Source organism: Bacillus sp. COPE52 (genome assembly GCF_003355115.1).
Classification (GTDB): Bacteria; Bacillota; Bacilli; order Bacillales; family Bacillaceae_G; genus Bacillus_A; species Bacillus_A toyonensis.
Genome location: NZ_CP031292.1, coordinates 978,442 through 993,425 on the forward strand (window position 1 = coordinate 978,442; position 14,984 = coordinate 993,425).

7 protein-coding genes are annotated in these 14,984 nt (G+C 33.9%); all 7 read left to right on the forward strand.

Annotation, left to right across the window (positions count from 1 at the left end; translation table 11 throughout):
• Positions 1-244: 244 nt before the first annotated feature.
• The 7 genes from drmA to DPQ31_RS04910 all read left to right on the forward strand — a co-directional run bounded on the left by drmA (position 245) and on the right by DPQ31_RS04910 (position 14,951).
• Positions 245-3,388, forward strand: coding sequence for a DISARM system helicase DrmA (gene drmA, locus DPQ31_RS04880; RefSeq protein ID WP_208731619.1), 3,144 nt, complete (start codon positions 245-247; stop codon positions 3,386-3,388).
• Positions 3,381-5,105 carry a DUF1998 domain-containing protein gene (gene drmB / locus DPQ31_RS04885; protein ID WP_208731620.1) on the forward strand — a complete coding sequence of 575 codons (1,725 nt, stop codon included), beginning with the start codon at positions 3,381-3,383 and terminating at the stop codon, positions 5,103-5,105. Before drmA ends, drmB begins: the two co-directional genes overlap by 8 nt.
• 154 nt (positions 5,106-5,259) lie before the next feature.
• Positions 5,260-5,700: a BREX-3 system P-loop-containing protein BrxF gene (gene brxF / locus DPQ31_RS04890; RefSeq protein ID WP_208731621.1), complete on the forward strand. Its 441-nt coding sequence runs from the start codon at positions 5,260-5,262 to the stop codon at positions 5,698-5,700.
• 20 nt (positions 5,701-5,720) lie between these two features.
• Complete coding sequence (locus tag DPQ31_RS04895; protein ID WP_208731622.1) at positions 5,721-9,419, forward strand: DUF6079 family protein; 3,699 nt, start codon at positions 5,721-5,723, stop codon at positions 9,417-9,419.
• A 16-nt stretch (positions 9,420-9,435) separates the two neighbouring features.
• On the forward strand, positions 9,436-12,273 hold the full coding sequence (locus DPQ31_RS04900; RefSeq protein WP_261797505.1) for a site-specific DNA-methyltransferase: 2,838 nt from the start codon (positions 9,436-9,438) through the stop codon (positions 12,271-12,273).
• A gap of 12 nt (positions 12,274-12,285) precedes the next feature.
• Complete coding sequence (pglZ, locus tag DPQ31_RS04905; RefSeq protein ID WP_208731623.1) at positions 12,286-14,220, forward strand: BREX-3 system phosphatase PglZ; 1,935 nt, start codon at positions 12,286-12,288, stop codon at positions 14,218-14,220.
• 14 nt (positions 14,221-14,234) lie between these two features.
• Positions 14,235-14,951 carry a hypothetical protein gene (locus DPQ31_RS04910; protein ID WP_208731624.1) on the forward strand — a complete coding sequence of 239 codons (717 nt, stop codon included), beginning with the start codon at positions 14,235-14,237 and terminating at the stop codon, positions 14,949-14,951.
• Positions 14,952-14,984 lie beyond the last annotated feature (33 nt).

Here is a 14,984-nt window from a genome sequence, read left to right on the forward strand (position 1 = left end):
AGGCAGATAACTGAGTATCAGATTATTAGTCTGAATTAGGTTAAACGATAAATTATAGACTAGTAGAACAGTGTTAAATATGAAGGATATACATATAGGAAAGTAATTTATAAAAAAATTTTGTCTGTAATTAATAGAAAAATAGCACATATATAGAAGAATTATGTAATATGAAAATATGTTCCTATTTTTTCCTTATTCCAAAATGGAAATTTAAAAATGTAAGAAGGAGAAATGTGCTGAAATGAAAAAACTAAACTCTCATCTTGAACGTAGAACAGAATTAATTGCTGATCTTGAAAAATTTTTAATCGGACCTATAGAAGAGTATGAAGTATTAAGTAGTAAAAAAACACCTATGGCACTGTATTTAACAGGCAAGTTAGTTCCTTTTGGATCAACAGTTGAAGTTGTAAATGAAGAAGAATATGATGTTCAAACAAATGAGTTGTTAGATACAGAGAATGTGGATGAGTTAATTGCAAACCGAAATCCGTTTCGAGCTTCATCTATGGGATTTAGTTTTCGAATGAGTCAATTAGTTCCTATTAATATTAAGATTTCATGGGGAATGTATGGTGAAAATCATGTGCGAAAACCCATTATGGTTACGCTTGATAAGCTTATTCCAGAAAATAAAGAGTGGCAATTAGAGGAACCGGGAGTTCTCCGATGTAAGGTAAAAGAAAGAGATGGAATATATCATGTTAGTTTTTATTTGTTAAATGAGTATAAACGTGATTCTTATCCACTTCAAAATGAGATTATGTTTCAAACAAAGCTTGCCGTAGAAGTTAAAGAGGAATCGATAGCGAAGTTTAGTTCACGAGCAGATCAATGGAATTTGGAAGATGAATTATTGTACCGTCATGTAAATGAATATGCTATCGGCCATGGTGTTGGTATAGGTTGTAGTTTCAATGAAGGAAAATGTTTATTAGAAACTACATGGCTACCAACTACAGAGGTGCCAATTGTCGAGCATAAGGAAATAAAGGAGTTAACAACTTCTATGGTTGAACTGGCTGAGATGTCGGCAGAAGAATTGCAAACTAATTTAGATAAATTAGTTTATTCGTATAGGGTGTGGGTAAAAGAGCAATCAGATAAATTCGAAGGAATTCCTAGTCATTTACATAGTGTAGTGAATAATAATTTATCTAAAGTTAGCCGAATCATTGAAAGAATTGAGAATGGTATTTTATCGGTAGTATCAAATGAAAAAAAATTAAAGGCATTTAGATTTATGAATAGAGTAATAGCGATTCAACAAGCTCAATCTAAAGTGGCATTAAAATATCGATCTAACAGTGAAAGAGTTGCGCCGATTTATAATGGTAAGTGGAGACTTTTTCAATTGGCATTTATTTTAATGAATATTGATGGGGTTAGTAATCCCGAACATAAAGATCGTGATTTGGTTGACTTGCTATGGTTTCCAACGGGTGGAGGGAAAACTGAAGCGTATTTAGGAGTGGCAGCTTTCTTAATGGGGCTGAGACGGTTAAATGGTGTAGCACATCAACGTGAAACATATGCAGGAGTAACTGTTTTGATGAGATATACACTAAGATTACTAACTACCCAACAATTTCAACGTGCTACTGCAATGGTTTGCGCAGCGGAGTTTTTACGCCAAAAGGATCCTGTATTATGGGGGTTAGAGCCTTTTTCAATTGGGTTATGGATTGGCCAAGCTTCAACACCAAATAAAATTGAAGAAGCAAAGGAAAAGTTACAACAAATTATTGATGGGAATGAAGTGACTGAGGCAAATCCAGTGCAGTTAGAAAATTGTCCTTGGTGTGGTTCTAGTTTATCCGCACACGATTATCACTTTGAAGATCATAGACAGAGAATTACTTGTAGTCACTCAGAATGTTATTACGCTAGTAATGGGGGCATTCCAGCCTATACTGTAGATGAAGTTATATACAATCATGTGCCTACAATCTTAATTGGTACAGTAGACAAAATTGCGCAGATTGCTTGGAATAAACGTTTTTGTGAGTTGTTTGGTTGGAAAACACACTATAGTCCTATCGAAGGGTTTGTAAATGATATAGATTATAAGGGTTATCATTTAATTAATAAGCAACGGATTTATACAGACGAAATAGATGGTTTAATACCACCTGAATTAATAATACAAGATGAACTGCATTTAATTAGTGGACCATTAGGCTCCCTAACAGGACTGTATGGATTAGCAATTGATTATTTATGTCAATACAATGGAAAAGGTCCTAAAATTATTGCTTCAACAGCAACGATTCGTGGAGCACAAGAACAAGTTAAACGCCTGTATGGTAGAGAAGTGTCTCAATTTCCTTTATCGGTAACGGATGCGCGTGATAATTATTTCTCTTATCAAGTTCCGATAGAAGAAAAACCTGGTCGTTTTTATTTAGGTGTTTGTGCACCAGGTGTGAGTGGGGCAATTCATACGGTACATGTTTACGCTGCATTACTCTCTATCGTTCGCAACTTGGAGGAAAAGGATGATTCTATTGACCCATATTGGACTGTTCTTGGTTACTTTAATACAGTAAAAGAATTATCTGGTACATCAACGAAGTTAAAAGACGAAATCCCGATTCGTTTGAAATTACTAAGTGATCGGAGTAAAATGATCAACCCATTAATTACGGAAGAATTAACTTCGAGAAAAAAAGCGGCTGAAATCCCACAAGTGTTAGGTGCGATTGAACGTAAATATGATGAGAATGGATTAGATGTAGTATTAGCAACTAATATGATTTCTGTTGGAGTAGATGTGAATCGATTGGGGCTAATGGTCATGCACAGTCAGCCAAAAACGGCCTCTGAATATATTCAGGCTACGAGTCGTGTTGGTCGTAGCTATCCAGGTTTGGTTGTTACTTTATTTAATTCGATGAGATCAAGAGATTTATCACATTTTGAACGTTTTAATGCATTTCATCAGGCGATGTATCGTTATGTTGAACCGGCAAGTGTAACTTCCTTTGCAAGTGGTAGCCTTGAAAGAGGATTAACTGGTCTTGTAGTCGGAATGATTCGACAAACCGATTATACATTGCGTAAAGAAAATGGTGCGGTAGAGTTTAGGCAAAACAGCATAACTGATGAAATTCTAGAATTTATTATAAAGCGAGCGGTATCTACAAGTGAAGTAGAGTTAAATGATATAAAAAAAGAGATAGAGAAAATCTATTCGTGGTGGGAAGATAGGGCGATTTCTGAAGAAAAATTGAGTTACCGACAAAACGTCAAACAAGGAAGAACAAGGCATATTTTAAAAAATTTCAAAGAAAGAACAAATTATCAATATGCAAAACCTACATTAAATTCATTAAGAAATGTTGAAGGTGAAATTAAAATTGTGGAGATGAGAAATTATGAGTAAGCAGGAAATAGGTAAATTGCGTCCTTCTCAGTTATTACACTATCATGGACCGGGTGCTATTGTTGATTTAATAGAGGATAGTGTAGTTATCTCTGCAGCGGATGAGTGGTCAATTCCAAGAGAAAATCGTTATCAAGAGCCAAGAATAGAAAGAATGTTAAATATTGATTATATTAAGTTGATTAGTGAGGAAGAAGACCGTATAAAAGTTGGAGCGAGATCGTTTCCGCGATGGAGAATATGTCCGTCTTGTGGGATGATGGATTCGTTTGCAAGTAAAGAGTGTTATTTTTGTAAGAAAAATGAAGACAAAAGTGTTAAATTGTATCCGTCCCGTTTTATTCTCGTTTGTGAAAAAGGACATTTAAGTGATTTTCCTTGGATTGATTGGGTACATAATGGTGAAAAATGTTCTAGTGGTAAATCAGTCTTGAAATATAAATCGAAAGGTTCTGCTGGTTCATTATCGGATATTGTTGTTTCATGTGTAAAATGTGGTGAACAGAATAGTCTTGCTCAAATTATGAAAACAGAGGAAATTGAAAAATATGTTCCCCAATGTACTGGTGAGCGCCCTTGGTTAAATGATAAAGAAGAATGCTCGGAAAGTATGAAAACAAGTTTGCGTGGAGCTTCCAATATTTATACACCAATTATTACAAGCGTTCTTTCAATTCCTTTAACAGCTTCGTCTGGTGATGAAATCATGTTTATCGTTGATAGCAAAAGGGATGTAATTGCAAACTTACTAGAAATGCAGAACTATGATGACAATGCAAAAAAGACGTTGATTTGTTCAGTTTTAGGTAGAACAGAAAGTGACTATGAAAGGATCATGAATCATTATCTAAATGAGGAGACAGTACATTACGATTCAATACGTAAACAAGAATGGTTTACATTAATTTCTGGTGATATTAATGACCAAGAAGAAACAGGTTTTGTTAGTAAACAAGTTGCCATACATGAGGAAATGTCTACATATTTTAATTCGATTGTTCGTGTAGACCGATTACGTGAAGTAAGAGTGCTAAATGGGTTTACACGTTTGAACTATCCAGATCCATTTTTTGAAGAAGCTCTAGATGTACTTCCTATTATGAAAGAAAGACAAAATTGGTTACCTGGTGTTTTAGTACATGGTGAAGGAGTATTTTTTGAATTTAATCCTAAAGCGATTTACAAATGGCAAGCAAATCAAAATGTACAGCAGCAACTTAACAAAATCGTTAATAAGTATAATGTAATGCGAGAAGAGCTTGGTTATAGTAGGCGAGATTTAGCACCAAAGGATATTCTAATTCATACATTTTCACACATGCTAATCAAGGAGTTTGCAGCACATTCGGGATATTCATCAACATCTTTAAGAGAAAGATTATATTGTGGACCTGATATGATGGGCGTATTAATTTACACAGCATCTTCTGATTCAGAAGGCAGTTTAGGTGGTTTAATTGAACTATCTAAGCCAGAAAAACTGTATCCAATTTTTATACGGGCATTAGAACGTTTTGAGTATTGTTCTTCAGATCCTCATTGTTCTGATGGCGATTTTGAGTTGCAAACTTCTATTAACGGTGCTGCTTGTCATGCATGCTCCTATGTTTCAGAAACATCATGTGAATGGAATAATCATCTATTAGATCGTCGTACGATAGTTCCGCTATTGGGATTTGAAAATATGACACTTTTTAAGTGGGAATCCCATTTTTAGGGATTTTTTCGTTGCCGTTTTTCATTGTGAATATATTTAAGTTATATTACTATATTTTATATAAGGGAATTTTAAATACACAAAAAATAGGGATTTTTGAAAAGAAAATTTGATTTTATGTATTGTAATTTTAGTTGAAGAGGATGTATGATAGATGGATTTTCATTTTTTAAAAAATGAGATAAAAAACATGGGTTCCTGGTGGCATAAATTGATTTTTATATGTAATGTTGAATCTATAGTGGATGAAATAGTTAGTTTAAATTCAGATATAGAAGTATTGAATGTAAATCTAATACTAAGTGAATCATTAGTGAGTGTATCTAAAAACAAATATCCTCTTTATATTGAAGACGTTATGCAACATAAGATTAATAATCCATCTAAAATATATTTACTTCAATATATTGATATTTTATTTGATCCTGTTTTACAGATCAACCCAATTCGTTTGTTAGAAAACATAAGTAAACGAAATAAACTCATTGTAATATGGCCAGGAATATATATAAAAGGACAGTTGATTTATGCTGAGAATGGACATCCAGAATATTATTCAAATAGTAATTTTGAAGGGAAAGCAATTACGAATTAAATAAAGGAAGTGTTGTAAGGATGTTAAAATATGGAGATTTAATAAAGTTTGAAGCAGTTGAATCGGTTGTTCAACTAAAAGAAGCAAATGATACAGATTATGCAATTTCACTATTAAATACATATGTTATTTCAGATAACATGGCAGAAAAACTAACGAATGAGATTATTGAAAATATTCAATTCGATCGTTGGGTTGATAATAAAGGAATGCTTATTGTCGGTAACTATGGAACGGGTAAATCTCATTTAATGAGTGTTATTTCTACAATTGCAGAATTACCAGGAGCGAGTGAGCATTTACGTCATAAAGAAGTAGCTGAAAAGGCGAAGGATATTGAAGGGAAATTTCAAGTTGTTCGTGCTGAGTTTGGTGCGGTTACAATGCCATTACGCGATATCATTTGTCATGAACTAGAACGTGGATTGGAAAGAATGGGGATTGATTATACATTCCCAGCGGCAGACCAAGTTACGAATAACAAAGAAATGTTTTATGAAATGATGGAATTGTTCCATGAGCAATATCCAGATAAAGGGCTACTTTTAGTAATTGATGAGTTACTTGACTATTTACGTGGTCGCAAAGAACAAGATCTGACTTTAGATTTAGGTTTTTTACGTGAAGTAGGAGAAGTATGCGGTAAATCACGTTTCCGTTTTATTTCTGGTGTACAGGAAATGTTATTTGATAATCCTAAATTTAGCTTCGTTGCTGACTCACTTCGTCGTGTAAAAGAGCGTTTTAAAGAAGCTCGGATCGTTCGTGAGGATATTGCATTTGTTGTATCTGAGCGTTTATTAAAGAAAAACGATGAACAAAAGGCATTAGTTCGTGAACATTTAAGTAAATTTACGAAATTATACAATGGATTAGCGGAAGATATGGAAACGTTCGTAAACATGTATCCAATTCATCCTTCCTATCTTGAAACATTTGAAAAAGTAAATATTGCTGAAAAACGTGTTGTACTTCAAACAATTAGTAAAGAAATTAAAAAATTATTAATGCTTGAAGTTCCTGAAGAAGCTACAGGATTAATCTCTTTTGATCGTTATTGGCAATACATTGAGGAAGATTCGTCTCTTCGAACAAATGATAACGTGAAGTTGGTTATGGATAAAGTTGAAATGTTAAAAGGATGTATTCAGACAGGTGTGAAGCGTCAATACAACAATATAGCAAAGCAGTTAGTTAACGCATTAGCTGTATATCGTTTAACGACGGACGACTTAAAGACACCAATTGGACTTACATCTGAATCATTACGTGACAAATTATTTATAAGTCACCCTATGATATTAGAGTTAGATGAAGACGCAGCCGAATTTTTAATGACAATGATTGAAGCAGCTATGAAAGATTTAATGACTGCAGCGAGCTTCCAATTTGTTTCGTTAAATAAAGATAATGGTCAATATTATATTGATATTGCGAAAGTGACGGCAGTGGATGAGTTAATTCAACAACGTGGGGAAGGTTTAGCAGATAACCAGCTGGATAGTTATTACTTCCAAGTGTTAAAACAAGCAACAGAAGTAGCTGAAACATCTTACGTGAATGGCTATAAAATTTGGCTACATGAAATTCCATGGATTGATCGTCGTGTCAAACGACAAGGATATATATTCTTTGGAGCACCAAACGAACGCTCTACAGCGCAACCTGAACGCGATTTTTATATTTATATGCTTCAACCATTTGAAGAACCTAAGTTTAAAGATGAACAAAAAGAAGATGAAGTGTTTTTCCGTTTGATTAAGAAAAATGCCGATTTTGTTAATCTGTTGCGCTTATACAGTGGTTCATGTGAAATGTATAATGATACAACAACAAATCGTCATCTATATAAGCCGAAAATGGATGACTATTTGAAGAAGCTCGTAAAGTGGTTAAAAGAAAACTTTGTTGAAGCTTTTGAAATTGTATATAAAGGAAAGCATGCAGATGTTTTAGAGCATGGATTTTTCCTTCCAAGTAATCCTGATACACTAATTCAAATTATTGATTCTGTTTCACAAGATTTACTTTCACAATGGTTCGAAGTAAAGTATAGTGAATACCCAACATTCCGTAAATTAGATAAATCATATGTTACAAAATCAAATATGCACACATACGTAAAAGATGCGTTGGAGTATTTAAATGGAAAGAAAACAAGCCAAGGAGAAGCGATTTTAAATGGCCTTGTTCTTCTTGATAATAATGAAAATTTAACTACAAGAAACTCTGGTTATGCGAAGTGGGTATTAGAGCTACTAAATCAAAAAGAACCGGGACAAGTATTAAATCAAAATGAATTAATAGAAGTCATTAATACAGTGCAAGGCACGCCAGATCAAAGATTAACAAAACAGTTTGCAATGGAGCCAGAATTAATAGTAGTTGTGCTAGCGGCTTTAATTCAAAGTGGTGAAATTGTTGTTACTGTAAATGGTACAACATACGAAGCAATGAACTTTACTGAATTTGTTCGTTTGCCGATATATGACTTAACATACTTTAGTCATATTAAAAAACCGAGTGGCTTACCCGTTCCGATAGTGCAAGCCTTAATTGATATGTTTGGTGGAAAACCAATTGACTTTACTGATCTAGATTCTGTAGATTTTTCTATTAAAAAAGTTATCTCTAAAGCGAAAGAAGAGACAAATAAAACAGTTGAGATGATTGCTAACATTCGAAATCAATTCGTAATTTGGGATGGACAGTTATTCTCATCGGAAGAGAAAGAAGAAAATATTGCAAAGCTAAGTAGTTTAAGTGAATTTTTACAAGGATTACAGGTTTACAATACGCGTGCTAAAATGGTGAACTTGAAATATGATGTACAGCGTATTGAAAAAGAGAAAGAGCACTTAACAATTGTTCGTCAGCTTGAGAAATTGCAACAAAAGATTAATGAGTATACAAAAGTGGCGAATTATTTAGCGCAAGCAAGACATATTGTGTCGCCAAGGCAAGAGTGGATATATGACGTCGACTTGTCTCTTGGGAATTTAAGTAGTGCCTTAAAAAATGGTGAAAATTGTTCTAGAGAAGTGACAGAGCTTGAAAAACTGAAAAAAGAATATATTGAACATTATATAGGGCTTCATCAAACTGCACGATTGAATGCCACAGAGAACAAGAAGAAATCAGAACTTCTAAAGGATTCGCGATACGATGCTTTAAATACATTAGCTTCTAAGATATCGTTCTTACCTCGTCAAGCCTTTGATGAGTGGCAAACGAGTTTAAAAGTGTTGAAAGATTGCTATAACCTGACAGTAGAAAAGCTGCAACATACGCCGGAGTGCCCACATTGTAGGTTTAATCCAAGGGAAGAACAAAATAAAGTTAAACCCTCATTGTTACAGCTAGAAGGTCAATTAGGAGAGCTTTTAAATTCATGGACAGAAACACTATTAACAAACTTTAATGATCCGATTGTAAAAGAAAGTATTGGGTTACTTGAATCTGAACAAAGAAGTTTAATAAATGAGCTAATTGAAAATAAAGCATTTACACTTCCAATCCCATTAGGTTTAATTAATGCTATTAAGGCGGTCCTTAAGGGTATTCATAAAGAGCAAATTGGAATGGAACAGCTTATGAAAGCATTTGGAGGTGGAAATCCTATCACAGTGGATGAAGCGCGTAAAAATTTTGATATGTTATTAAAAGCTTTAATTGGTACAAATGAACCAAACCGCGTTCGTTTAACGGTTAAGAAATAAGTGGGGGGAAACAAATTTGGATAAAGATACGAAACAACTATCACTGTTAGACGAATATACTCAAGTAGACAACAATCCCGTTATCTGCTTGAGTATGACGTTTGAAAATGATCAAGCGCGTCGGGAATATTTTCGAAATGAATTGCGAAAATTGCTTCCGGAATTAAAGGAAATAGAAGGATTTCCTATTGGAGAAGACGAGGATATTATTGCATTGTCAGATCCACCGTACTATACAGCATGCCCTAATCCATGGATTAATGACTTGATTAAGGAATGGAAAGGAGAGAAACCAGATATATATGGTACAGATGAGTTTGAGGAGTACCATCGTGAACCCCTTGCGGCTGATGTAAGTGAAGGTAAAAATGATCCGATTTATAATGTGCATAGTTATCATACGAAAGTTCCGTATAAAGCGTTAATGCGTTATATACTTCATTATACTAAACCCGGTGATATCATTTATGATGGTTTTTCAGGAACAGGCATGACAGGATTAGCTGCACAAATGTGTAATAATCCTGATATTCTAACCAGTTTAGGATATAAAATTCAAGATAATAGCATTATTAATGATGGAGAAGTTTTTTCACAAATCGGGTTGCGAAAAACTGTACTAAATGATTTATCTCCAATTGCTACATTTATAAGCAAAAACTTTAATAGTTCCTTCGATTTAGAAAGCTTTAATTCAAAAGCACAAACGGTTTTAAATGAATTAGATAGGCAATGTTCTTGGATGTATGAAACTAACCATGTACTCGATAATCAAGAACAATATGATGCAAATGGTAAAAAAATAAAGGGGAGAATTAACTTTACCATATGGTCCGATGTTTTCATTTGTCCTGAGTGTTTAGGTGAAATGATTTTTTGGTATTCGGGAATAGATAGAGAAAATGGAAAAGCTAAAGAAAATATAGAATGTAATTCATGCGGATGTATAACAACTAAGAGGAACTTGGAACGTTCATATCATAGTATTTATGATGAGAGTACTGGTGAAGTAATAAGTCAAGCTAAACAGGTACCAATTCTAATAAATTATTCAGTTGGTAAGGGCAGGTACGAAAAAACAGTTGATAACGATGATCTAGAGCTATTAGATAAGATTCAAAAGCACCAACATAATTTATGGTTCCCTTCTTATCAATTACCAAATGGATATAATACAGCACAACCAATAAAAAGTCATGGGTTTACGAACATACATCATTTCTATACAAAACGAAATTTAATAGCTTTATCGGTATTAAAATCTATAATTGGGCTTCAAAAGTATGAGAGCTTAGAATTTTTATTTACAAGCATGCTGCAACGAGCAACCCTGATGAGTAGGGTTCACTTAAAAAACTTTTTCTTTGGAGGTGGAGGATATAATGCTGGTTATTTAACTGGAATATTATATATATCTTCTTTACCAATAGAAACGTCGATTATAAAACAGGTGGAAGACCGTATTAAAGGTTTTTTAAGAGGCTTTAAAGGGATAAATACTAATAAAGAAAATCTAGTTATAGGTACAGGTTCAATGACGAATTCGCAGGTTTCAGACAACTCTGTTGATTATATTTTTACAGATCCTCCGTTTGGTGGGAATATTATGTACTCAGAATTAAATATAATCTGTGAGTCTTGGATGAAAATATTCACTAATAGTACATCTGAAGCAATAGTGAATCCGGTTCAAAATAAAGCAATATTAGAATATCAAGGCTTGATGTATAGTTGCTTTAAAGAATATTATAGAATTTTAAAACCTGGTCGTTGGATGACTGTAGAATTTAGTAATTCTAAAGCAAGTGTATGGAATGCGATTCAAGAAGCTATTCAAAAAGCTGGTTTTATTATTGCTAATGTTGCAGCGCTGGATAAGAAGCAGGGGAGTTTTAAAGCTGTGACTTCTACAACGGCAGTAAAACAAGATTTGGTTATTTCTGCTTATAAACCTAAGAAAGAAAATATCGAAAAAATGAAAGAGGAACAAAACACAGAAGAATCAGCTTGGACTTTTGTAAGGCAACATTTAGATCAGTTGCCAATATTTATCGGTATTAAAGGCGAAGCGCAAATTATTTCAGAAAGAACACCTCGTATCTTATTCGACCGCATGGTAGCTTACCATGTCCAAAATGCTTTGCCTGTTCCAATTTCATCCGCCGAGTTTCAATCGGGTGTTGTACAGCGATTCCCAATGCGTGATGGTATGGCATTCTTGGAAAGTCAGGTTGCTGAGTACGACAAGAAGCGTACGCTAGTAAAAGACTTTGCACAGATGAGCTTATTCGTATCTGATGAAAACAGTGCGATTGAATGGATTCGCCAGCAGCTGTTGAAGAAGCCACAAACACGTCAGGATTTGCATCCAAACTATATGAAAGAGATTCAGCATATCGCGAAGCATGAATTGCTTCCTGAGTTGGACGACTTATTGCACCAAAACTTCTTACGTTATGAAGGTGATGGCGGAGTACCGGATCAAATTGCTTCTTATTTAAGAAGAAATTATAAAGATTTACGCGGCTTGGAAGCAAATGATACTGTGTTGATTGAAAAAGCGATGAATCGTTGGTACGTACCAGATCCAAACAAGCAGGCAGACTTAGAAAAACTTCGTGAGAAATCATTACTTCGTGAGTTTGAAAGTTACTTAGAAGAGCTTGAGAATAGCAAGAAAAAGTTAAAACAATTCCGTACGGAAGCCATTCGTGCTGGATTTAAGAAAGCATATAGCGAGAAAGAATTTGAGCAGATTGTGAAAGTTGGAGATCGCCTTCCTGAAAAAATAATTCAAGAAGATGATAAGCTGTTAATGTACTATGACAACGCTTGTATTCGTTTAGGACTATAGTAGGTGATGATGATGGGGAATTGGCGTGATGGAATACTGAAAAAATTTCAATATCAAAATAGCAAAATGATATTAGTCCATGATCAAGATTTTCTTTTAAATGATGAATTACTATTAAATCATTTAAAAGAGGAAGGTTATGAGGTTATTCGTTTTGAAGATAGTGTTTCTTTTAGGTATTTGTACGAGCAGCAATATCGTGATTCATTACAGTCTGATAAATTATTGGTATACACAAATGATGATGTTATGTTCCCGTACGAGTATATAAAGGGTAACTTTAGTATGAAGATTGATATTAGTACAATCTTTCCAAAGTTTTCTGCGCCAATACTCCGAAGTATGAACCGTGAAGATTTAGATGCCTTGTTTACTGTGCATGCACAGTATCAAGGCTCTTCTTCTAATAAAGATACTTTGGAGTATATCGTAAAATATTTATATAAAATATCATATGAAATTATTGATAGTGAAGTGGAATTGTACAAGCTCCTTCTTTTTCTTCATTACAGGAAGAAAGAAATACCACAGGTTGTACAAGAATTTCTTATAGAAAAGTTGAATCAGTGTAAAGTGTTTCATAAGTTACCGATGGAAAAATTGATTTCTTCAGCTGGATTTTTTTATGTTTTTTTAGAAGATCAATGGGCCTATTTTGTATCTGAGTATACAAAGTGCGAGAGTGAGAAAATCTTGGAACCTTCGTCGTTATATAGAACACATCCATTTAAAAATGATGATGTATGGAGACTAATGGTCAACTTATTTATGGAAGGGACCATTTCAAAAATAAAGAAAGGATCAACTTTACAGATTCCAAAGTGGATGAAGGTAGGAATTGAGGAAGAATCCAAATTAGAGACTCTTCATGAAAAGCTAAATCACATTAATAAAACGGTGAATGAGAAACTTGCAAGGATTAAGTTGTATAAAGACTGGATTGAGTTAATTGATCTAGTTGCTGAATATAAGTACACTGCATTGGAAAGTAATGATGTAGTATATGTGGAAGAGGCAAATGCATTAATGATGAAAGTAAACCAGGATTTTCAGGATTGGATGTTAAAGCAGTACCATACTTTAATAAGCTTGCCTCCGATTCCAAAGCCAAAGATGGTTCACCATGTGCCGCATGTATTACATGCACAAAGAAGAGAAAATGAAAAGGTAGCTCTGCTAGTGCTGGATGGTATGAGTTTTGTTCAATGGAAACAAGTGAAAAAACATTTGAAAGAAAACGGTTTTTCTTTTGAGGAAAATGGTGTATTTGCATGGGTGCCAACACTAACTTCTGTATCCCGTCAAGCTATTTTTTCAGGGGGTATTCCATTTACATTTAGCAAAACAATAAAAACAACTGCGGCAGAAGAGAAGCATTGGAAAGCTTTCTGGGAAAAGCAAGGAGTGTTGAAGCAATATATAGCATATCAAAAAGGATTAGGTAAAGAGGATTACAGTAGGGAGAATATTCTTGCGTTAAAAAGAAATTCTGTGAAAATATATGGAGCAGTAATTGATGTAATTGATAAGTTCACACATCACGCAGTTTTAGGTGAAAAAAGTTTGATTTCTAATTTAGAAATATGGTTACAGACCAATTATCTCATAAATTTATTAGCTGATTTAATAAAAGAGAAGTATACTATTTATCTCACTGCTGACCACGGTAACACGATAGCTAAAGGAATAGGACGTATTTCAGAAGGTGTTTTAGTGGATCAAAAAGGAGAAAGAGTACGAATATATAGTGATGCAATACTTTATGAAGATTCGGCATCTAAAATTGATGCAGTGAGTTGGAATAATGCTGGACTTCCCGAAAATTACAATGTTCTTTTATCTCAATATGGTCAAGCGTTTGTTCAAAAAGGTGAAGAAATTGTGACACATGGCGGAATCAGTATCGAAGAAGTAGTTGTACCTTTTATAAAAGTACAACAAAATTAAGGAGAGGATATTCTATGAACAAACCTGTTGGATTTGATCAAAAGGTATTATTGCATCATTTAGATTTTACAGCGAATCATACCAAAAAATATTCTCGCAAAGATATGTATGAAGTGTTAGATGGGTATTTACGAAATGATATTACAGGAGCGAAGTCTAGAAAAAACGCTGTTACGATGTTAATGAAAATATGGTATTTAGTTGATAAGGATTTAATCGAGATTCGTGATAGAGTTTTGGAAGTATTACCTGTGTTAACAAAAGAAGAGCGTGTGTTTGTACACTGGGGAATGACATTAGCAGCTTATCCATTTTTTAAAGATGCTGTACATGAGCTAGGAAAGTTGTTTCAATTACAAGATACAGTTCCTAGTACAGTGATTGGAAAAAGAATGAAAGAAGAGTATGGTGATAGGCGGAGAGTAGAAGTAGCTACTAGTGCAGTATTAATGAGTATAAAGGCATGGGGAATTATAATTCCAACTAAAAACCGTTCATATCAGTTACCAGATAAAGTATTTATTAACAATCCGCTTCTACAGGTATTTATTGTGAAAATAATGCTCCATGTTTTAGAGCATACAGCATTACAGATTGATATACTGAAAAATCATCCTATGTTATTTCCATTTGATCATGAGTTTGATTTGTTTGAATTACGTCAAAATGAAGGGCTAATGTTCCATCATCAAGGGGTAGATACGTTAATAGTAGAGTGTAAGAAAAGTTAAACCTTATTCATTGGTGAATAAGGTTTTCTTATG

Coding starts and splice junctions, on each gene's coding strand:
- brxF (WP_208731621.1), top strand. CDS start 5,260: ATGGATTTTCATTTTTTAAAAAATGAGATAAAAAACATGGGTTCCTGG.
- DPQ31_RS04895 (WP_208731622.1), top strand. CDS start 5,721: ATGTTAAAATATGGAGATTTAATAAAGTTTGAAGCAGTTGAATCGGTT.
- pglZ (WP_208731623.1), top strand. CDS start 12,286: ATGGGGAATTGGCGTGATGGAATACTGAAAAAATTTCAATATCAAAAT.
- drmB (WP_208731620.1), top strand. CDS start 3,381: ATGAGTAAGCAGGAAATAGGTAAATTGCGTCCTTCTCAGTTATTACAC.
- DPQ31_RS04910 (WP_208731624.1), top strand. CDS start 14,235: ATGAACAAACCTGTTGGATTTGATCAAAAGGTATTATTGCATCATTTA.
- drmA (WP_208731619.1), top strand. CDS start 245: ATGAAAAAACTAAACTCTCATCTTGAACGTAGAACAGAATTAATTGCT.